The organism is Paenibacillus silvestris (assembly GCF_009882985.1).
GTDB classification, from domain to species: Bacteria; Bacillota; Bacilli; order Paenibacillales; family NBRC-103111; genus Paenibacillus_E; species Paenibacillus_E silvestris.
The window spans coordinates 55,992-76,555 of record NZ_WTUZ01000014.1 but is presented as its reverse complement, the minus strand read 5'-3'; the positions used below and the strand labels follow the sequence as shown (position 1 = coordinate 76,555).

Here is a 20,564-nt window from a genome sequence, read left to right as displayed (position 1 = left end):
ACATCTCGTCTCTGCTCGTTACGATGGAGGTAATGGAGAGAGGGGATGGCGTAAATGATGCCAGATGTATTTCAGCTCGGACCGCTGCAGCTGCAAGGGAAGCTTGTGGCGCTGCTTCTAGCCTGCGCTTTGGGATTATGGTTGATTCGAAGAGCAGCACGGCAATTAGGCAGTCAAGAAGAGAAGCCTGCGACCAAACCGATAGATGATATCGTTTTTGTTGGGGCTATTATTGTACTGCTCACATGGAAGCTTGGCGTTATCATCACTCAGCCCTCCTTGCTTTGGACAAGTCCATTGAAACTGCTTATGGTGGTTGGTTCAAGTACAGAAATAGTGATTGGACTACTATTGGCTTGTATTTATATGTATGTTCAAATATCAAAACAACGTATACCGCTATACGTTTTTCTAGATGCATTCGTAACGGGTCTCACTGCGGCAGTATTTGTATATTGTGTGCTGATCCCAGCGTACGGATTGCCGACTACATGGCCATGGGGCATCGGTGTTGAAGGCACAATATCCCGTTTCCAGCCATATCGCGTCTATTTTTCGCTGCTGCTTGTGCCACTGCTTATTTGGCAGATTGGCTACGAGGGGCGTCGGAATCGCTTCGGATGTGGAATTTTACTGAAATACACGTTGATTTATGGTGGCGCGGCAGGAATGCTAGCTAGTTTCTTTGCTGCTGCGAAGCCAGAACTGCTCTATTTAAGCTTGGCACAACTGATCTTTCTTTTCATGCTCGCAGTTGGAATGCTTCTACCTGCTTTGGCACATAATACTGGCAGAAGGGAGCTGAGTTTAATGAGTCAAAACGATTCCAAAACCCAAATTCAACAAGAGCAGCAAAATAAGGAACGCGAGAAGTCATCAGGCGCAGGTAAAGAGGGCTTTGTGGACAAGAAACTGGACGGACCCAACCGGCCATCGACATGAGTAAGGATCCGAAGAAAGCAGCCCAATCGGCTCAGGACCCAAGCAATCTCGATCCTTTCGAGATCGATTTCCTCCCGCAATTTGAGCAGGGGCGTGGTCCCCGTGAGGCGTTCGTGAACGAACACGGTGTCGTCATCGGCGATCATGAGTACGAATCGGACAACTCTCCCCTGGAGCAGTGGACGGCTGAGACCGATCCCGAAGTCATGGCAGGCGATGAGTGGGTTCATCCGTACAAGGATATTGGGTTTCAATCCGCCGAGAACCGCGATTTATTCGAAAAAGGCATCTTACCGCAAAGCGGAATTTTTACGCATCCGGACAAAGATGTTTCATTTGAGCCGGGAGAGGCTTCGAGTACGAAGAAGAAGGATGAGGCGTAGACACAGGCCGAGTTTTCATACAGCTATAGACCTGCCGATAGTATTCGGGAGGTCTTTTTTTGTAGAAGGGAGAAACCGTCTCAGGTTAAAATGGTTCAAGTTTTCCCTGCGAATTAATGGAACAGGTCGACTAGTACTTTGCATTCGCGGCCATCGGATGTATAATATAAGTTGTAACGATTACGTTTTGAGAGTAACTATTAAATCCTAAGGGGTGGAACATATGGCAATGTCTTTTGATTCTTACATGAAAGATATGGTTAAACCGATGAGGGAAGATTTGACTCGTCTGGGAATTACGGAGCTTCTGACTCCGGAGCAAGTGGACGAAGCGATTGAGAAGTCCAAAGATGGCACGATGCTGCTAGTTATCAATTCCGTTTGCGGATGCGCAGCAGGTCAATGTCGTCCTGGTGTAGCCAAAGCGCTTCAAAATGATACACTGCCAACGTACACATACACTGTGTTCGCAGGTCAAGAGAAGGATGCAACAGCGAAGGCTCGTGAGTATTTGGCACCATACCCGCCATCATCCCCATCCATCGCATTGTTCAAGAATGGTGAGCTTACTCACTTCATCCAACGTCACCAAATTGAAGACCGTTCCGCCGATATGATCGCTGGCGATTTGATCGGTGCTTTCAACGAATATTGCAAATAAGGAATGAAGACCCGCTATTGCAGCTGATGCATGGTGGGTCTTTTCCTTTTTATGGGCAGAAAAATGCGATTATTCTTTGAAATTTCGGGGTTGAAAGTCTATACTAGATTTCAAAGAAGGTTGTGTTTCAAACTATAGAAAAGGTGGAGAGAGGCCATGAGTTTGCAAGCAGAAATTATCGGGAAGCTTGGCGTTAAGCCGGAAATTGATAGTGATGAAGAAATCCGCAAACGTGTGGACTTTCTGAAAAGTTATGTGCTTGGCGCAAAAGCAAACGGTCTGCTGATCGCAATCAGCGGCGGAATCGATAGCGCTGTAGCGACAGGTCTTTGTAAGCAGGCAACGGACGAGCTGACTGCGGAGAAAGGCACCGAGTACAAGACGGTTGGCGTGTTTCAGCCCTACGGTCAGCAAGTAGACATCGAAGATAGCTACGCGGTGGCCAAAGCATTCGATTTGAAATATCAAATCGAGAACAATATTGAAGAAGCTGTCGACGAAATTGCCATTGAAGTCGAGTATGGGCTTAAGCATATCGGCGTTCATCAACACGTGAGCCGTGGCGGCAAAGGCAACATCAAAGCGCGGACGCGCATGGTGATGCAGTACGCTCTTGCTTTCGAACTGGGCCTAATCGTTGTGGGCACAGACCACGCCTCCGAAGCGATTACGGGGTTCTTTACCAAATATGGCGACGGCGCCGTCGACATCACACCGCTGAGCACGCTGAACAAGCGGCAAGTGCGCTCTCTTGCAGCGAAGCTGGGCGTTCCGCAAAGCGTGCTGGATAAAGCGCCGACTGCCGGCCTGTGGGACGGTCAGACGGACGAGAACGAGCTTGGCATTACATATGACGATAACAGCGACTATTTGGAAGGCAAGCAAATCGATCCAGTCGTCCAAGAGAAGCTGGAGAAGCAATATCTCAAAACGGAGCATAAACGTATTCCGATTCCGGGTGTTTAAGCTTGTAAATAAATACCCCCGGCCTTTTCAGGTCGGGGGTTGGTTGTGTTGTGTTGAGTGCTCCGGAGTGATCGACAGCTGCATGAGCTGGAAAATCTACCGTTAATTCGACTCCGGACTGGGGAGTTGCTCGATTTAACGGGATAAACTCACGCTAATTCAGCGGAAATCTACTTGATTGCGTCTGAAGCTAATTATTAACAGGAGAAATTCCAGTTAATGGGGCGGAATGTGATTCTGCCAAGAATTTAGCGGTAGAAATTCCATGTATTTGCATGAGCGAGTGCTGAAGAGCGAGTTTGTGTGCGTACGTGCATGCAAGAGCAGGCACGTAGAGTGCGTGCAGTCTATGGAACGCGCACGCCACGTGAGCTCTCAAGCAGCGTATACCACTCTTCGCGTGTCATATTTTCAGAGACGCGGATCGCGTCTTGGCTAGCGAGTATGCGCTCAACAGATGAAGTACCGATGACCGGCTGAATGCGAGCCGGATGCTTCATTAACCAGCCAAGCACGATGGCTTCTAAGCTTGTTTCTTTCTCGGCAGCCAACTGCTTGACGAGGGCGGCTGTTTTTACAACAGTATCCGGCGCATTTTCCAACACTTTGCCGGAGAAGATGCCTTTAGCCAGCGGGCCCCAAGCCTGGATTTGAATATCCGCCATTTGGCAATGTTCCAGGATGCCATCGGCGAAATTGACGCCTACGCCGGCTTTTTGATTGACAAGAATGCCTTGTTCAATCCAGTCCAAGCGAGCCAAGCTTAATTCCAGCTGGTTCACAACAAGCGGTTCCGGCAAGGAATTTTGAATGAAGCGCATTTGCGCAGCAGTCATATTGGAGACGCCGAAGTGACGCACTTTGCCAGCAGAACGCAAAAGATTAAAAGCTTCTGCGATCTCTTCCGGATCCATAAGTGGATCTGGACGGTGAAGCAGCAGAACATCCAGATGCTCCACGCCTAGACGGCTAAGAATGCCATCGACTGCGGGAATCATATGATTTTTACTAAAATCAAAACGCTGTGGATGCACATCATCCTGGAAACGAATGCCCACTTTGGATTGAAGAATGATTTGATCGCGAAGATCAGGTCTTTGTTTAAGGACTTCGCCGAAGACAACTTCGGACTTTCCTCTTTTATAAATATCCGCATGATCGAACATGGTGATGCCAATGGAAAGCGCAGCTTCTACCGCTTTCTCGGCAACGATATAATCTTCTTTGGTCAAGGGAGCTGCTGTCCAATCCCCGCCAAGGCTCATACATCCAAAAGCAATTCGGCTATTCGATATTCCACGTTTCTCAAGTGGCATTATTCTCATTTATGTAAGCCTCCCAGCTTCTAATCTATGTATAGTATACGCCTAGTTCCTGCTTGGCAGAAGAACTGAAAATAGGGTAACTTACTTACCTGGAAGTAACTAGAAGTAATTTGGAAGTGGTTAAGAAGTGGATAGGAAACACATCGAAAGTAACTCGGGACCACCCTGTAAGCAAACGGAAAGTAAACAGTCCCCTTGACCGTGAGGACCGAATCGTGTACAGTGGACGCAAAACGCAGCAGAAAAGTGGTGCTCACGGGCGATGATTATTGGCGTCGGAACGGATTTAGTGGAAATTGCGCGAGTGCGCAAAATGCTGGATGGTTCAGCAGGTGAAAGGTTTCTGGAACGGATTCTGACGCCTCAGGAGAGAGAGCTTGCGCATAAACGCCGAGGGCGGTTAGCGGAGTTTGCTGCCGGCCGTTTTGCGGCAAAGGAAGCGGTTGTCAAAGCAATCGGCTGCGGCATCGGCAAGCAGATTGGCTTTCAGGATGTCGAGGTGCTGCCAGATGGACTGGGCAAGCCAGTATGCCACGTGCGTGAAGAAGCGCTGCAGCGGGCAGGCTTGATAGGCAACCAGCGCATCCATATCAGCATAACGCATACGGAATCGATGGCTGCCGCCTATGCGATTGTAGAGCAGCTCTAGGGCTGCTATTTTTTGGAGCTGAGCCAGTCGCTCAGCAGTCCGACTTCTTCTTCGGACAGCTTACTGCTGTACGCGGGCATGCCGCCGCCGCCGTTTTTGATCTGGCCGGCGATTTGCTCTTTGGTCATTTGGCTGCCGACCTTTGTCAAATTGGTCTTGGCGCCGGCTCTGCCAGCCAGATCAACGCCGTGGCAGCTGATGCACTTGTTCGCTGTGAAGAGCTCCTGCGCCTTCACGAACGCAGGGTTGCTCTCGCTTGCTGCGGTGGCGGCTGGAGGCTTCGGTGTGGCTTCGCCACTTGAAGCCCCGCCGCACGCGGCTAACGCGAGCACCATCGGCGCAACGATGAGTGCGCCGATTCTCCTCCGCCATGCTGCACGCAGCATGGCTTCTTTATTCCCACTGGATGTTCCCGTACCCGTCCTAACCATCTTAACGCCCCCAAACGCGCAGCATATATCCGCTTACGATCAGGCTGATGCCGCCCATGCCTTCGAGTATGACGGCGGAGTAGCCCAAATACCACACGCCCATCACAGCGGACAGGGCGAACAGCCACAATCCCAAATAAATCAAAGGTCTGCCCAGCAGCAGCCCGATCTGCACAAATCCAATCGCGAGAATGAAAGCTCGCAGCACAGGAGCGAACAAAGGCCCGATAGCGCCGATGGCCTCAAGCAAAGCGATAGCGGCGATCAGCATCACGCCTGGCAGTAATAGCAAAGCCGGGTGTCCCCAGCCACTTTGGTCCTTCAAGCCTTCCCCGTCAGCGCGGAAATCCTTCCGCAGACTCCATAGCTGCACTAAGCTCGCTATGACAGCTGTAAGGAGTGCGGCTTGTTTGAGCCAATCCAGGTCGTGCCAATAGATCGCTATATCCACAAGCGCACTGAATATCCATTCCGCACCCCAGATGAAGAGTAAAGGAAGGAGGGCACGTGCTTCGCCGATCCATATTTTCCTTTTATGTACTTGCTTCTCGTTTTGCATACATTCACCTCTAGTTTTATGTTCCGCAATTCTCGTATAATGGAGTCATGTCCATTCATTCATTATAACTGGAACGCGCCCCATAGAGAAGGAGAGCTCATGTACAGTCAAGAACAAATGCTTTATTTTTCCACAAATTTACTGGATTGGTACCATACGCACAAACGTGATTTACCATGGCGAAGAAGTAAAAACCCTTATTATATATGGATTTCCGAAGTCATGCTGCAGCAAACCCGAGTGGATACGGTCATTCCTTATTTCCATCGGTTCATCGATCAATTTCCAACAGTAGAAGCCCTTGCGACTGCACCTGAGGAGAATGTTCTGAAAGCCTGGGAGGGACTAGGCTATTATTCGCGTGCAAGGAATCTTCAAAATGCGGTGCGCGAAGTTCACGAGCGTTATGGCGGTATCGTTCCGCAAACGAAAGAAGAGATTTCATCGTTAAAAGGTGTTGGTCCCTATACGTCTGGAGCGGTTCTAAGCATCGCCTACAATAAGCCGGAGCCGGCTGTAGATGGTAATGTCATGCGCGTGTTGTCGCGTTATTTCCTCATTGAAGAGGATATTATGAAGCCGGCGACTCGGACCCGCATGGAGAAGCTGGCGCGCGAGCTGATTCTGGAAGGAACGGCGAGTGACTTTAATCAAGCGCTGATGGAGCTTGGGGCTATGGTATGTACGCCTCGGTCGCCGCACTGCTTAACGTGTCCCGTCATGGCGCATTGCTCTGCGCGCGAAGCCGGGATGGAAGAGGCTCTGCCCATCAAAAAGAAAGCCAAACCGCCTCGTCCAGAGCTGAGGGCAGTGGCTTTGATTGAAGGTACGGGTGAGAATGAGGGCAAATGGCTGATCAGACAGCGTCCGCAGGAGGGCTTGTTAGCCCGCATGTGGGAGCTGCCGCATGTGGCGTGGGAGCCTGAGGGATGGCTCTCCGATGAGGAGAACAAGGATGTGCTGCGCAAGGCGCTTGCAGATCAGGAGCAAATCATCATTCAGCCTGGCGAATGGTTCATGGATACAGAGCATATTTTCAGTCATATTGTTTGGAAAATGAAAGTATTTCGCGCTAAGCTGACCAGCTTGAGCCATCCCACGAACGGTGGGGAATGGATCCCTTTCCATTACCGCTGGGTAGGCCCGGATGAGCTGCAGCAGTACGCTTTCCCGAATGTGTTCATTCGAATTATGAAAGAGTGGCAGGAGAGCAACGAGTAGGCGCTCTCCGATTCATTTCTCTATTGCTCTATGATCCTTTGCTCCATTATTATCTGCTCCATCGCTCCCAATCCTCTGGATTTAGCGAATCTCGGCCTTAATAGCGTCCACATTGATTAATGTGATTAACTTTTTATCGATTTGTATGAGTTCATCGTCCTGCAGCTCTTGCAGCACCTTGGTAACGGACTCCCGCACGGTGCCAACCATATTGGCGAGCTGCTGATGCGTCAGTTTGACATTAATCAGCAGGCCGTCCTGTGCAGGAATACCATGCTGCTCAGAGAGGCGGATGATCGTTTTAATAATTCGTGAGCGTACACCGAGAAACGTTAGATCGTAGATTTGGTCATTGGCTTGACGCAGTCGCCCCATAGTGGTTTCCAAGAGCTTTAAGCATAGCTTAGGGCTCTTTTCCATGTATTGCACGAAGGAGGTGCGTTTCAAAGCATAGAGTGTGCAGGCTTCCAGCGTTTCAGCAGTTGCTGATCGGGTAAGTCCAGCGCTTATCAGAGACATCTCGCCAAAAAAATCCCCGTCCCGAAACAAAGCCAGAATGATTTCCTTGGCTTCATCCAACCGATATATTTTGACGACACCTGATTTGATCAGGAATAGCTCCTCGCCTGCATCGCCTTCCAAGAATAGAATGCTGCCCTTCTTTACTTTCTTTTCTACGAATAGAGGGGCAATGCCTAATAAATCAGCTTGTGAGAGTTCTTGAAAAAGAGGAACGTTTTGAAGTAGGGGGACGATTGTTTTCACCGGGCTCTCATCTCATTTCAGGATAATATTGGTTACCGCTATCGTACTACTTTCCCGAAAAACCGTAAACAATTTCCACCATTAATAGTCCCAAAGGAGGATGTCGCTAGGCCACCGCCCTGTGCCTCAAATGAAAAAGGGCTGCCCCGCAAGTAGAAAGATCTACTTGTAGGACAGCCCCTTGTATAACTAGCTTATTTCGCAGCGTCGTAACGCTTGCCAACTTCAGCCCAGTTCACAACGTTCCAGAACGCTGCGATGTAATCAGGACGTTTGTTTTGGTAGTTCAGGTAGTAAGCATGCTCCCAAACATCAAGACCAAGGATTGGCGTTTCGCCTTCCATGATCGGGCTGTCTTGGTTAGGCAAGCTGTATACTTTCAATTTGCCAGCTTTGTCAACAGCTAGGAAAGCCCAGCCAGAACCAAAGCGTGTTGTTGCAGCTGCAGCGAAGTCAGCTTTGAATTTGTCAAAACCGCCAAGCTCGCTCTCGATAGCTGCAGCAAGCGTACCTGTAGGTGCTCCGCCAGCTTCTGGTCCAATAACTTCCCAGAATAGGGAGTGGTTCGCGTGTCCGCCGCCGTTGTTGCGAACAGCTGTGCGAATATCTTCAGGAAGGCTGTTCAGGTCAGCGATCAGGTCGTTAAGGGATTTATCATGCAGAGCAGGATGTTTGTCCAAAGCTGCATTCAAGTTAGTCACATAAGCGTTATGGTGACGATCGTGGTGAATTTCCATCGTTTTAGCATCGATGTGTGGCTCAAGTGCATCGTTCGCATAAGGAAGAGCTGGTAGTTGATGTGCCATTGTATAAATACCTCCTAAAATTATGTAGATTCAACTTCTTCATTATGAAGGAATTTCGATAATAAAGCAACATCTATGTTTACTAAGTCAGACGCCGCGACGTTCGATTTCCTGAATGACTTGACTGTGGATATGGGTGCCCTGCTCATTGAGCCAAGGGGATAAATCACTCATTTGCCTGTGGCTGTTGTGGAGTTCAATCTCCGTCCATTCACTGGGCTTTATCGTGCTTAGTACTTGGAAGTCGCGGATTTTCCGCGGATATTCTGAATTGGATTCCTCATGGGTAGACATGGTTTCACCTCGCATTCCTCCTATAACATCCGAAATTTTACCACTTTTTATACACGGTAATCTGCAGAAAGCTGAATTTCTCTGGTCCCGTTTAAAAGACATGAATAATCCATGGGAATTGAAGGGAAAATGAGACGACAACAATGGATGAGGTAAGAGGGTGTACATGATGAGTTTTGTTCGCCGATTATTTCGCTGGACCAACCGAATATTCATTGAGGCGGCTGAACCGGGGCAGAACAGCAATTTTGTACCAGCGAGCAATGAGCTGCATACAACTCTTACAGAGAATGTTATGGCATTACAGACGATTTTTAACAAAACACCAGATTTAGTTGTCCGTACATTCATTTATAAACAAACGGATCGCCAAGCGGCACTCGTGTATTTGTCTGGGCTTGTAGATAAAAATGCCATCAACAACAATGTCTTGAACCAGCTTATGTTTCACAAGGTAGAGGCGCTAGAGGATGAACTGCCTGTAACGCTTGGACTTATGAGCACCATAACGACATGGGAACAAATAGAGACCTCTATCTTGCACGGGTATAGCGTCCTGTTCATCGATGGACTTCAACAAGCCTATGCCATGGATACGCAGGGATGGCCGCAAAGGGCGATAACGGATTCGCAAATTGAAGCTTCACTAAAAGGAGCTCACCAAGGATTTGTCGAGACAGACGGTCAGAACATCGCATTAATCCGCCGGTATATTAGCAGCACGGATTTGAAAATCAAAGAGTATTACGTAGGGCAAAGAGCCAAAAGCAAAGTTTCTATTTTATATCTAGAAGATGTCGCTGTTCCAGAGTTATTGCAAGAAATGGAGACCAGGATATCTCAGTTGAATATTGATTGTATCCTGAATACAGGAGAGTTAGCGGAGTATCTCGAGGATAGTACCTTATCTTTGTTTCCGCAGTTTATAACGACGGAGCGCCCGGATACGGCGGCTTCTCAGATTTTGCAAGGAAGAATTTGTGTTGTGTTGGACCGCTCGTCAAGCGTCTTGATTGCGCCGATGAATCTGGTCTCTTTCTTTCAAGGAATTGATGATTACAGCATGCGCTGGCCCGTGGCGACTTTTCTTCGGCTGCTGCGCGTTTTGGCATGCTTTGTTGCCGCATTCCTGCCAGGGATCTACATTGCCTGCATTTCCTTCAATCATGAAGTGATCCCCTTAGATCTCATATTATCTATTGGTGAGTTCAGGGCTGCTGTTCCATATCCGCCGCTTATTGAGGCATTAATCATGGAAATTATGCTAGAGATGCTCCGTGAAGCAGGAATTCGATTGCCAGCCCCTGTAGGGCAGACCGTAGGCATCGTGGGTGGGATTGTCATCGGACAAGCGGCTGTTCAAGCCGGGCTCGTCAGCAACCTTATGGTTGTGATCGTGGCCTCCACCGCGGTGGCATCCTTCATCCTGCCTAACTATGACATGGCTTCTTCCATTCGGTTAATCCGATTTCCGATGATGATTATTGCCTCTATTTTTGGCATTGTCGGGATCGTAGCGGGATACATGGTTCTGGTCGCGCACCTCATTAATTTAAAATCACTTGGTCAGTCCTATGCCTCACCGATTGCTCCCATACGTCTAGGAGATTGGAAAGACAGTTTCGTACGTTTGCCACTGTGGAAGATGGTTATGCGCCCCCAAAGTATAAAAACTCTTCAGAAAAAGAAGATGGCTCCAAAACGCGCAGAAGGTGATGACAACTAATGCCACAGACAGGAAATACCTATATAGACAACAAAATAACACGCTTACAGTTTATCTTTTTGATTCATGGGATGCAGGTAGGCGTAGGCGTGATAACGATGCCATCTGAATTGGCAGGAATTAGCGGTACAGATGGATGGATCGCAATTTTTGGGGGCTGGGTATGTTCTATTGTGGCGAGTCTTGCTATGATCCAGGTTATGAAAAAATACCCTAATGGAACCGTTATTCAGTTGGTGAGGCATTACTTTGGTAAATGGTCCGGCACCCTTTTAACGATAATCTTTGCGGCCTATATGATGATGTTCGCCTATTTAATTTTTGGCAGAATGGCTTTACTCATTAAAACGTGGATTATGCAGCAATCTTATACATATGTACTCATGTTGTTGTTTGTTGTTCCAGCCTTTATGGTCGTGAAGGGAGGCGTTCGAAGCCTAGGACGTTTCGCGGAAGTCGTGATTTTAAGCACCATATGGATGCCATTCATCCTGCTATATGTATTTAAGGAGGCAAATTGGATCAATCTGCTTCCGGTTCTGAAAGAGGGTTGGATGCCAGTCTGGCACAGTGTAAGCTCAACGATCCTCTCCTTTTTGGGTTTTGAAGGCGTGTTGTTTTTTTACCCTTATTTAGAAAATAAAAAAACAGCTTCCGCCAACGTGGTAATTGCTAACACCCTAACTCTTGCGGTGTACTTATTTGTGACGATCATCTGTTTTGTTGTCTTCAGTCCGGATGAAATCACCCAGTATCATTTAGCGCCGCTTTCCGCTGCCAAAATCATCGAATTTCGTTTTCTGGAGAGGTTCGATATTATTTTTTTATCCTTGTATACACTTCTGATTTGTAAAACATGGTTTCCTGCTCTTCATATTGCCGTACATTGCACGGAACAATTGGTTGCAAGAGGGAAAACAAATGCACATATGATCGTTTTGTTGGCTGGGATGATCGTATTCAGCTTCTTTTGGGATCTGAGTTGGCACGAAAGTAAAGTTTGGATTGCGCGATTTAATCAGCTTGGAGTGGGTGTAGCGTACTTGCTTCCTTTTGTTCTATGGGGACTTCTTATCATGAGGAATTGGATAGTAAGGTGGCGGAATTGATGCGGGTTCGAAGAGCAATACTGCTCCTGATTGTTGTGCTGTTGGTACTTCCAGGATGTGATGATCGGACTGACTTGGAGGATATTTCCCTTCTTCTTATGTTGGGTATTGATCTGGACAAGGACAATAATCTTGTGTTTTATTCTTCAAGTCCTGTCTTCAATAAGGAAGCGAAGGAAAAAAATGAGCAAACCAAGGTGTATTCCCCAACTGTGAGAGGAGCAAGAAATGAATTGGATGCTCGTGTTTCAGCGCTTATAAGTTCTGGTAAAGTCCAAAGTATTCTTGTTGGATCACGCGTTCTAGAGCACGAGGGATGGTTCAAGCTGCTGGACCTCTGCTTCCGAGATTCCAAATCGAATATATTGGCGAAGGTTATTGCTGTTGAGGGTTCAGTTGAGGACATCATGTTCTTCAAGCCCCTAAATAAACGGAGACTTCCTCTGCATGTAGCTACGCTTATTGATACAGCAAAGGAGAGAAATCTGATTGCGGCGACAACACTTCATAATCTGCACAGTCAGGAGTATGAAAAGGGAATAACGCCATACCTCCCGCAATTGCGCAAAGATGGAGAAATTGTCGCGACGGGGACTGCACTGCTGAATAAGAAAGGAAAATATGTAGCGAAGTTGAATGCAAGAGAGAATCAGCTCCTGCTATTGCTTCAAGGAGGGATAAAAGGAAGTCTTACCTATTCTCTTCAATTGCCCGAAGAAAGCAGCGACGACCTTTTTTCCGAAGGTACGGTTACTTTTTATATCATGCATTTCACGAGGAAAGTGAAGGTGACTTATTCACAAGATCAGTTCCATTTTGATGTCGTGTTAAATCTGCCTATTTTCATAACGGAGAAGTTATTCGCTTTGGATGTAGATAAGGAAGGCAAGAAACTGGAAAAGATGATCAAGACGCAATTGGACACGCAAATGAAAGAACTCATCGACAAATTTCAGAAGTACCAAATCGATCCAATAGGGCTTGGTTTGTTCGCACGTGCTCATGAATATGAAGCATGGAAGAAGGTGGATGATCATTGGGGAGAAGTACTTGCCAAGTCGGAAGTAAATGTCCATGTAAATGCGGTAGTTAAAGATGTAGGTGAAGTTAAGTAGCATAGTGAAGGGGAGAGGGAGGCCGTGCCGCGTGCGCTCGGGTCCAGTCATTGGAGGACTTGGGACAGCTTCTTTTTTATGGAGCCGAATCGAATAGCGGGAAAAACTTCCTTTATTTCAAGCAAGCCTTCGCCAGACAAACCCAATAACTGGAAAAATTCCTGTTAATTCACCCCATTTTCTTTGTTTCCAGGTTCAACCGTCCGCATTAACAGGAGAAATTCCATTTATTCATGACTGTAGTGTGTTATTGGGCGATTTAGCGGTAGTAATTCCTGTTCATCTAAAGAGACGCTCCCAAAGTTTAGAAAGAGGCTGCCCCTGAGTCATTTAACGACTATCGGGACAACCTCATTTCTTAGCTAAAGGTCGGAAGGCAAACTTCGACCGTTGTTCCTTCATTCTCTTTACTGAATACGCTTACCGTTCCATGGTGGCTTTCAATAATTTTTTTGCTGACCATGAATCCAAGGCCTGTGCCTTTCTCCTTAGTTGTGTAGAAGGGCTGTCCAAGCTTTGCCAAAATGTGTTCGGGGATTCCGCAGCCATGATCGATGAAACGCAGAATGAGGCAGTTCTCGTTCCGTGTATTCACTTGAATGAGGAGGGTTCCGCCAAGTGGCATAGCCTCTATCGCGTTCTTAATGAAATTAATGCAAACCTGCTTCAATTGATTCTGATCGCACAAGATCGGAGAAAGATCAGATTCACATTCCGTTATGATTTCGACATTATTAAGAATCGCTTGGGATTCTAGCAAGGTAGTGACTTGAGCCAGAAGATTGCGAATATCTTTGCGATCGGAGTGGATCATCTGAGGCTTAGCCAGAATTAGCAGCTCACTGAGAATCATTTCGATGCGCTCGATCTCCGATGACATAATTTCATAATACAATTTCTTCTCGGAAACGCCCGATTTCATGAGCTGAATGAAGCCCTTAATCGCTGTGATCGGATTACGGATCTCATGGGCGATTCCCGCAGCCAATTGACCGGCGATAGACAGCTTCTCCGAGTTAATCAGTAGCTGCTCAGCCTGTTTCTTTTCCGTAATGTCGTGACAGGTACCGGCTATGCCAATAATATGACCCGTCGTGTCATGAATAGGGGACAGCGTTGTGCTCACATCCACCAGGGTTCCGTCTTTGCGCAATCGAAGGGTTTCGAAACCGATCACCGATTGCCCGGAGAGGACCTGTTCGTGAAGCTCCCTTGTCTGATCAACGAGACTTGGCGGAGTTATAGGCAGCGGTTGATGAATAATTTCATCGGATTTCCACTGGAATAGCTTACCGAATGCCGCATTGGCTTCTACGATCTTTTCGTCACGGTCGATGACCCAGATCGCATCCCCGTTATTTTTGATGAAAGATTCAAGTCGCTCCTTGGTGGCGCAGAGTTCATCTTCGGCTTGCTTCCGTTTCGTAATATCTCGGCCGACGGCAACGATCTTCTCGACATCGCCAATTTCATTGCGAATCATTTTGACCGTTGTTTCGAACCAAACGTAGTGGCCCTCTTTATGGCGAACCCGGCATATAAACATATCGACATCCGAGTATTTAAGAAGACAACGCTCATCCAAAGCAAGCAGATCTTCCGGATGCCAGAGATCAAGCATTCTTTTTCCTACAATTTCATCCATATCATAGCCCAACAAATTACGAACAGCGGGTGAAATATGACGTGTGACGCCATCCGGTGAGGCAATCGTAATGATATCCAGGGCATGATCAGAAATAATCCGATACAGTTCATGGACTTGTTCCAAATGTATCATCATGCTGACACGATAGTGGGCGTCCTTTTCATGGAGAAGTCGTTCTTTCTCGCGCAGCTCGATTTCCGCTTGCTTTCGATCGCTGATATCGATAATTTGAGAGACGAAGAAAGGGGAGTGACCATCCTCATCCTGAGCAAGGGAAACAGCCAATAGAGACCAGACGATACGTCCGTCTTTATGAAAGTACCTTTTCTCCATTTGGTAGGAATCCCGCTCGCCAGCAAGCAGTTCTGTCATGAATTGTAGATCGAGGACCAAGTCCTCTGGATGGGTGATCTCTTGAAAAGTAAGGGTGGACAACTCCAATTCCGTATACCCTAAGATGGAGCAAATAGCTGGATTAGCTTTGAGAAAGCGCCCATTCAATGCAACCAGAACCATGCCGATTGGAGCATATTTAAAAGCTTGTATAAATAAAGATTCATTTATTAATCTTTGGTCTATGGACATGGCCAAAACTACCTCCGCTACGGGCTTAACTTAACGCATGATTCCAATGAAGTGTTCTACCAGGAAGGGGCTTTTTCCTGCCTCAGCGACTTATAATTTAGGTGAAAAGCCTTAGTGTGAGGCGAGGATTCCTCTTAAACTGACAGTTCTTTACATTGCTTCTACCAAATTATACAATTGTCGCAAACTCTTTTACGTACGGAGCTGCCCGCAATGATAAATAATTCGAGAAAGAAATTCCGCTTAAGTCCCCCTCAAGTGCTCGCCATTGGGTTTGTATTAATTATTTTCGTGGGATCTATCCTGCTGTCTTTGCCCATTTCCTTAGAGGGGGAGGGCCAAATGACCTGGAACGACGCCCTCTTTATGGCAACCTCTGCCACCTGCGTAACGGGGTTGTCTGTCATCAATACAGGCGCGCATTTATCTAACTTTGGGGAAATTGTCCTCATTTTTCTTGTTCAAATTGGCGGTCTTGGTTTCATGACCATGTCCACACTCATTGCACTCGTTCTGCGTCGACGCATCTCTTTCCAGGAACGTCTGATTCTGCAGGAAGCGATGAACCATGAGTCAACGGAAGGCATTGTTCGGCTTGTTCGAAAAGTATTGATCTACGCGCTCTACATTGAGCTGGCTGGCGCCGTGTTGTATACGATCCGCTGGTCGTTTGAGATGCCTATTGGCAAGGCCGTGTACTTCGGCATTTTCCATAGCATCTCGATATTCAACAATGCTGGGTTCGATCTATTTGGCAGCTTGCCTGAACGGCCCGGCAGTTTGATGCATTATGTCGAGGATCCCATCATTAACATCGTTTCTATGCTTCTCGTCATTCTAGGCGGAATTGGATTTATCGTGATTTCCGACTTGCTGACCTATCCCAAGAATAAAAAGCTGACCCTGCACAGTAAGGTGGTGCTTAGCGCATCCGCTGGGCTCATCTTCATCGGTGCGCTGGTCATCTTTATATTCGAGTTCACGAATACGCATACGCTGCAACCGCTCTCTCCTATGGGCAAGCTGCTCAGCTCGCTGCTGCAGTCAGTTTCGTCGCGTTCAGCAGGCATTAATACGATCGATATTCCATTCATGCGGCAGGCGACGCAGTTCTTCATCATTATCATGATGTTTATCGGGGCTTCGCCTGGTTCCTCCGGAGGGGGCATCAAGGTGACGACCTTCGTTATCCTTGTCGGCGCGGTGATCGCGATGATGCGGGGGAACGAGGAGATTGTGCTGTTCCGCCGTCGTATTTCGAAGGAGCGGATCTATAAGGCAATTACGTTTACGCTGCTTTCCTTTTCATTGATTGTCATTGCCACCATTGTTCTGACAATAACAGAGAGCTATCCGTTCCTTGGCGTATTGTTTGAGGTCACCTCGGCTTATGCCACAGCGGGGATGTCGATGGGACTCACTTCGCAGCTCACGGAATTCGGCAAGATATTTCTTGCTATTCTGATGTTCATTGGGCGGCTTGGACCCGTTACACTCGCCTACATTTTGATTCCGTTGCCGGAGAAAGAGCATTATCGCTACCCGGAAGGGAAGATTACGATTGGTTAGCTTATTGCATACAGAGCCTTCAACTACTGAGGGAATATAAAGCTCGGAGCCACTGAAATCAGGTGGCTTTTTTCTTTGGTTGATTTAAAATTTCTACTATCGGGTTAAAGATGATAAAATAAGGTTATCGTTTCGCGGTTGTCGGGAGAGATAAGAGAAGTGGACGAGCACTTACGTGCAGAAAGAATCATTAGGAGGGGAAATGACATGGAGTTTTCTTGGAAGCGAAATCTGGTTACATTATGGATCGGCGTTTTTTTCTGCGGGATGGCCTATACCATATCGGTTCCATTCTTGCCGATATTCCTGCATACGGAGCTTGGGATTGATAAAGGGCTCGAAGCATGGTCGGGCATAACATTTGGGATTACTTTTCTAGCCAGCGCTTTAATTGCACCCTACTGGGGATCGCTTGCCGACAAATATGGTCGCAAACCGATGCTTATACGTTCAGGGTTCAGTTTAAGCGTTCTTTATTTTGCGACGTTTTTCGTGCATGATCCTTATGTGTTTTTAGGTGTGCGCATTTTGCAGGGACTGCTTGCTGGTTTCGTTCCCGCCGCCATTGCGCTGGTTGCCACGAACACGCCGGAGAAAGAAGTTGGTTATGCCCTTGGCGTTATGTCTACGGCAGGAGCGGCAGGAAGTGTGATAGGCCCGCTAGTTGGCGGTTTCGTCAGCCACTGGGTAGGGAACAGGGAGTCCTTTCTGGTGTCAGGCTGTGTCGTATTGGTCGCAGCCTTCATCGGCTTGCTCGGAGCCAAGGAGAAAAACTTCAACCGCTCGGCCGTGCGCTCCAGCGTCTGGGATGATTTGAAATCGGCTGCGCACAATCGATCCTTCATGATGATCCTCGGCGTTACCATGCTGGTGGCTACCTCGGTCATGATCGTTGAGCCGCTGCTTACCATCTATGTGCTCCAAATGGGAGGCACCCAGAGCTCTGCGTCGCTAAGCTCAGGCATCATCTTCTCCGCGGTTGGCGTAGCTACAGTCATTGCTGCGCCTCGATGGGGCAAGCTTGGGCAAAAGCTCAGCTACTCCAAAACACTGTTCATCGGGCTGCTAGGCGGAGGAATTGGCAATCTGCTGCAGCTGGGCACTCATCATTTGCTGGCATTCGGTATTTTAAGGTTTAGTTATGGGCTGTTCTTCGCGGCGGTCTATCCGGCGCTAAATGCTTTGATTGTGAAGTTTACAGACCCCAGCTTTCGGGGCAGGGCCTTCAGCTTGAACCAATCTGCTACGCAGCTTGGGACGATGAGCGGGCCGATCATCGGCGGTTTCTTGGGTGGCTGGCTGGGGATTCCACTCGTATTTGCCATCAATGGACTTGCGCTGATTGGCGTGGCATTTTTCTACAAATATCGCGGCCCGCAAGCGGTCGTTAAAGAGTCGACAGTGACTTAGCTAGCACCCGAAGCCTGACGGAGTTTGATCCGTCAGGCTTTTTTGTTTGCTGGGTGAAGTGGAAGGTGGCGGTATGGTGAATAGCGTGATTGAAGGGTGGAAGGTGGGGAAAGTAGCTAGTATCAAAGTTTGGCGGAAGGCTAATTGAAGCAAGAGGAGTCATTCCCGAGGGAACTATGTTCCTCTATTTCTGCGAAAAGGCACATTTTCCACCTGAAAGGGAACTCCAGTCCGCTGTTTTGCCAAATTCATCCGTCAAACGTGCCATGGAGGCCGGATAAGACCCTGTAGTTCCGCTCAAACAGGAAACTCCTCGTTTAGAGGACTCCAGTTCCTTTAGAGCCCAACGATCCTGAATAGTATCGATGCCGAGCCGCGAATCATGGGCGCGAGGTGTAGCCGACGAATGACGGCGGTCAAAACCTCACTCAAATACGCTATGTGCCCTCAACCTGCATCCAAATCATGCGCAATTTGTTGAAAACGCTTGCATTTAAGCGCTTTCACGAGGTTTTTAGAAAAAAACAAAGATTTTTGTGAATTTTAACACATTTTCAGCAGGATTCCGTCCTTTTTTGTCGTATTTACTAAATTACCATAAAATTAATCCTAACAAATGAATAGGGGATTGGGAGAGAACCGTATGCATGTTCGTTCATTTCAGCTTGGTGATACGTCTTCGGTGACATCACTTTTACAGGATGTTTTGTCGGAAACCTGCTATGAGGAAACGATGGAAGCATTTGCTCGTCAACTTTCTTGGGATACGGAGCTTGTGCTAGTTGCACAAGAAGAATCAGAAATCGTGGGCATGATTATTGGCACCATCGATAACAACAATGGCTATTACTATCGAATTGCAGTTGCCACAGAGTATCAGCGTAAAGGTATCGGAAAAGCATTGATCGAAGCAATGAAAATGAGGTTCCTCCATCGGAACGTGAACAAAATTATGGTAACGGTAGACGTCCATAATGAAGTCGTACTTCCTGTCTATGAGTCGGCAGGTTATAGTACATCGGATTTTTCCCGTGCGGCGCATCGCTTGAGCATTGTGAAGAAAGTCAGCGTGTAGCCACGGAGTGACGTGAGTGAAATCGAATAGATTTAAATCTAGGGAAGCATATCTGTGCCGCCATTGCATTTGGGGGTCAGATATGCTTTTCTATATAATAGGGGAACTTATCGGCAGCTATCAATAGAGGAGCTTTGAGACATGGATAATTTCGCGCCGTATGTGATAAAAAGCTTCAAACATGACGGACATTTGCACCGGATGTGGCTCACGAATTGGCGAGTGCCGCCGCACATCCTGCATGCCGATCATCTCCAGCTAGACATGATGGTGTTCATTAACAGTCAGACGAAGATTCAGGAAGCTGACGGTAAGGAATGGGTCAGCCGTATTCCGGGCGTTTCTTTTTTTATTCCCAAGCAATGGTTTAATATTGTTGCTCTTATTGAAGATACAGGAGTGAGATATTACTGCAACGTGGCATCTCCTATGTATGTAACTGGCCAAGTGCTGACTTATATCGACTACGACCTTGATGTGATTCGAATGCCGGATCGTTCCGTGCATATCGTAGATCAGGATGAATATGAACGTCATAAACTGAATTATCACTATTCAACACTTGTTGAGTCAAAAGTGAAGGATGGGCTTGCCGCCATTTTGGAACTGGCAAGTGCGGACAACCCGCCATTTCGAGATGACTTGGTAATGCATTATTACGAGCAGTGGGAAAAGCATAGGAACGGAGGAGCATAAATGAGCTTCTTTGTAGGCCGCAATGAATCGAATCAAGCAGCTTCACAGCCCAGGAATGTCAAACAGGCAGAGGTAAGAAGCCTCACCCATGAGCTGTGGGATTGGACGAAATCCATCCTTGTAGCTCTTCTTGTGGTTATTCTTGTACATCAGTTTGGATTTAATCTGTCTACAGTTCGGGGGCATTCGATGGACCCTACACTGCAAGAAGGAGAATGGCTGTTTGTGAACAAGGCGATTACCTACTTCAAATCGCCGCAACGCGGTGAAGTCGTCATCCTGAAGGAGACGGAGGAGTATGCCTTTACACAGCACCCTTTCCTAGTGAAAAGGGTGGTAGCCGTTGGAGGCGACGAGGTGCAAGGCCGAGGCGGCGCTTTGTATGTGAACGGCGCGAAGGTCGACGAGCCGTATACAGATTCGGCCATCGAGGACGGCGATTTCGGCCCCGTGCACATCGGGGAGGGCCGCGTCTTCGTGATGGGCGATAACCGCCATGCGGCAGCGAGCGCGGACAGCCGCAGGTTCGGGGAAGTTCCGGTCAGCCTGATTCAAGGCCAGGCCGAGTACATCCTGTGGCCATTCGCCATGGCCGGAAAGCTTTAATAGAAACGAACATAAAAGAGGTG

21 protein-coding genes are annotated in these 20,564 nt (G+C 47.7%); 14 read left to right on the top strand and 7 right to left on the bottom strand.

Annotation, left to right across the window (positions count from 1 at the left end; genetic code table 11):
* The first annotated feature begins 54 nt into the window (after positions 1-54).
* The 4 genes from GQF01_RS35900 to nadE all read left to right on the top strand — a co-directional run bounded on the left by GQF01_RS35900 (position 55) and on the right by nadE (position 2,952).
* Positions 55-942, top strand: coding sequence for a prolipoprotein diacylglyceryl transferase family protein (locus tag GQF01_RS35900; RefSeq protein WP_202556256.1), 888 nt, complete (start codon positions 55-57; stop codon positions 940-942).
* The gene (locus tag GQF01_RS10140) at positions 939-1,325 is read left to right on the top strand and encodes a DUF3905 domain-containing protein (protein WP_161406673.1); all 387 of its coding nucleotides are present in this window, start codon (positions 939-941) and stop codon (positions 1,323-1,325) included. The genes GQF01_RS35900 and GQF01_RS10140 overlap by 4 nt, the downstream gene beginning before the upstream one ends.
* A 223-nt stretch (positions 1,326-1,548) precedes the next feature.
* Positions 1,549-1,986 (top strand): BrxA/BrxB family bacilliredoxin, encoded by a 438-nt coding sequence (locus GQF01_RS10135; RefSeq protein ID WP_145669054.1) that lies wholly within the window; start codon positions 1,549-1,551, stop codon positions 1,984-1,986.
* 156 nt (positions 1,987-2,142) lie between these two features.
* Entirely contained in the window at positions 2,143-2,952 is an 810-nt protein-coding gene (gene nadE, locus GQF01_RS10130) for an ammonia-dependent NAD(+) synthetase (protein ID WP_161406672.1), read from the top strand.
* Positions 2,953-3,299: 347 nt separating this feature from the next.
* On the opposite strand, the gene GQF01_RS10125 is transcribed toward nadE, so the two are convergent.
* Positions 3,300-4,277, bottom strand: coding sequence for an aldo/keto reductase (locus GQF01_RS10125; protein WP_161406671.1), 978 nt, complete (start codon positions 4,275-4,277; stop codon positions 3,300-3,302).
* A 262-nt stretch (positions 4,278-4,539) separates the two neighbouring features.
* Between GQF01_RS10125 and acpS the strand changes: the two genes are divergently transcribed.
* Entirely contained in the window at positions 4,540-4,926 is a 387-nt protein-coding gene (acpS, locus tag GQF01_RS10120) for a holo-ACP synthase (RefSeq protein ID WP_161406670.1), read from the top strand.
* A 5-nt stretch (positions 4,927-4,931) separates the two neighbouring features.
* Here the strand turns inward: acpS and GQF01_RS10115 are convergent, their stop codons facing one another.
* Positions 4,932-5,357: a c-type cytochrome gene (locus GQF01_RS10115; RefSeq protein WP_161406669.1), complete on the bottom strand. Its 426-nt coding sequence runs from the start codon at positions 5,355-5,357 to the stop codon at positions 4,932-4,934.
* 1 nt (position 5,358) lies between these two features.
* Entirely contained in the window at positions 5,359-5,916 is a 558-nt protein-coding gene (locus GQF01_RS10110) for a hypothetical protein (RefSeq protein WP_161406668.1), read from the bottom strand.
* 99 nt (positions 5,917-6,015) lie between these two features.
* Between GQF01_RS10110 and mutY the strand changes: the two genes are divergently transcribed.
* Positions 6,016-7,137, top strand: a complete 1,122-nt coding sequence (gene mutY, locus GQF01_RS10105; RefSeq protein ID WP_161406667.1) for an A/G-specific adenine glycosylase — start codon at positions 6,016-6,018, stop codon at positions 7,135-7,137.
* 81 nt (positions 7,138-7,218) lie between these two features.
* Here mutY and GQF01_RS36840 read toward each other — a convergent pair whose 3' ends face one another.
* From GQF01_RS36840 to GQF01_RS35895, 3 genes are all read right to left on the bottom strand, one after another.
* Positions 7,219-7,902 carry a Crp/Fnr family transcriptional regulator gene (locus tag GQF01_RS36840; protein ID WP_161406666.1) on the bottom strand — a complete coding sequence of 228 codons (684 nt, stop codon included), beginning with the start codon at positions 7,900-7,902 and terminating at the stop codon, positions 7,219-7,221.
* A gap of 194 nt (positions 7,903-8,096) precedes the next feature.
* Positions 8,097-8,708 carry a superoxide dismutase gene (locus tag GQF01_RS10095; protein ID WP_145669030.1) on the bottom strand — a complete coding sequence of 204 codons (612 nt, stop codon included), beginning with the start codon at positions 8,706-8,708 and terminating at the stop codon, positions 8,097-8,099.
* Positions 8,709-8,795: 87 nt separating this feature from the next.
* On the bottom strand, positions 8,796-9,017 hold the full coding sequence (locus GQF01_RS35895) for a hypothetical protein (RefSeq protein ID WP_145669027.1): 222 nt from the start codon (positions 9,015-9,017) through the stop codon (positions 8,796-8,798).
* A 151-nt stretch (positions 9,018-9,168) separates the two neighbouring features.
* Here GQF01_RS35895 and GQF01_RS10090 point away from each other — a divergent pair, with 151 nt between their 5' ends.
* The 3 genes from GQF01_RS10090 to GQF01_RS10080 are packed head-to-tail and all read left to right on the top strand — an operon-like array spanning position 9,169 to position 12,952.
* On the top strand, positions 9,169-10,728 hold the full coding sequence (locus GQF01_RS10090) for a spore germination protein (RefSeq protein ID WP_235959362.1): 1,560 nt from the start codon (positions 9,169-9,171) through the stop codon (positions 10,726-10,728).
* Positions 10,728-11,837: a GerAB/ArcD/ProY family transporter gene (locus GQF01_RS10085; RefSeq protein WP_161406665.1), complete on the top strand. Its 1,110-nt coding sequence runs from the start codon at positions 10,728-10,730 to the stop codon at positions 11,835-11,837. Before GQF01_RS10090 ends, GQF01_RS10085 begins: the two co-directional genes overlap by 1 nt.
* On the top strand, positions 11,789-12,952 hold the full coding sequence (locus GQF01_RS10080; RefSeq protein ID WP_161406664.1) for a Ger(x)C family spore germination protein: 1,164 nt from the start codon (positions 11,789-11,791) through the stop codon (positions 12,950-12,952). The genes GQF01_RS10085 and GQF01_RS10080 overlap by 49 nt, the downstream gene beginning before the upstream one ends.
* A gap of 358 nt (positions 12,953-13,310) precedes the next feature.
* Here the strand turns inward: GQF01_RS10080 and GQF01_RS10075 are convergent, their stop codons facing one another.
* Complete coding sequence (locus GQF01_RS10075) at positions 13,311-15,185, bottom strand: PAS domain S-box protein (protein ID WP_161406663.1); 1,875 nt, start codon at positions 15,183-15,185, stop codon at positions 13,311-13,313.
* A gap of 213 nt (positions 15,186-15,398) precedes the next feature.
* Between GQF01_RS10075 and GQF01_RS10070 the strand changes: the two genes are divergently transcribed.
* From GQF01_RS10070 to lepB, 5 genes are all read left to right on the top strand, one after another.
* Positions 15,399-16,754, top strand: a complete 1,356-nt coding sequence (locus GQF01_RS10070; protein WP_161406662.1) for a TrkH family potassium uptake protein — start codon at positions 15,399-15,401, stop codon at positions 16,752-16,754.
* 207 nt (positions 16,755-16,961) lie between these two features.
* The gene (locus GQF01_RS10065) at positions 16,962-18,164 is read left to right on the top strand and encodes an MFS transporter (protein WP_161406661.1); all 1,203 of its coding nucleotides are present in this window, start codon (positions 16,962-16,964) and stop codon (positions 18,162-18,164) included.
* 643 nt (positions 18,165-18,807) lie between these two features.
* Positions 18,808-19,239, top strand: coding sequence for a GNAT family N-acetyltransferase (locus GQF01_RS10060; protein ID WP_161406660.1), 432 nt, complete (start codon positions 18,808-18,810; stop codon positions 19,237-19,239).
* A 141-nt stretch (positions 19,240-19,380) separates the two neighbouring features.
* A complete protein-coding gene (locus GQF01_RS10055; RefSeq protein ID WP_161406659.1) occupies positions 19,381-19,935 on the top strand; it encodes a DUF402 domain-containing protein in 555 nt (184 codons plus the stop codon).
* Entirely contained in the window at positions 19,936-20,541 is a 606-nt protein-coding gene (gene lepB, locus GQF01_RS10050) for a signal peptidase I (protein ID WP_161406658.1), read from the top strand.
* The last annotated feature ends 23 nt before the right edge of the window (positions 20,542-20,564 follow it).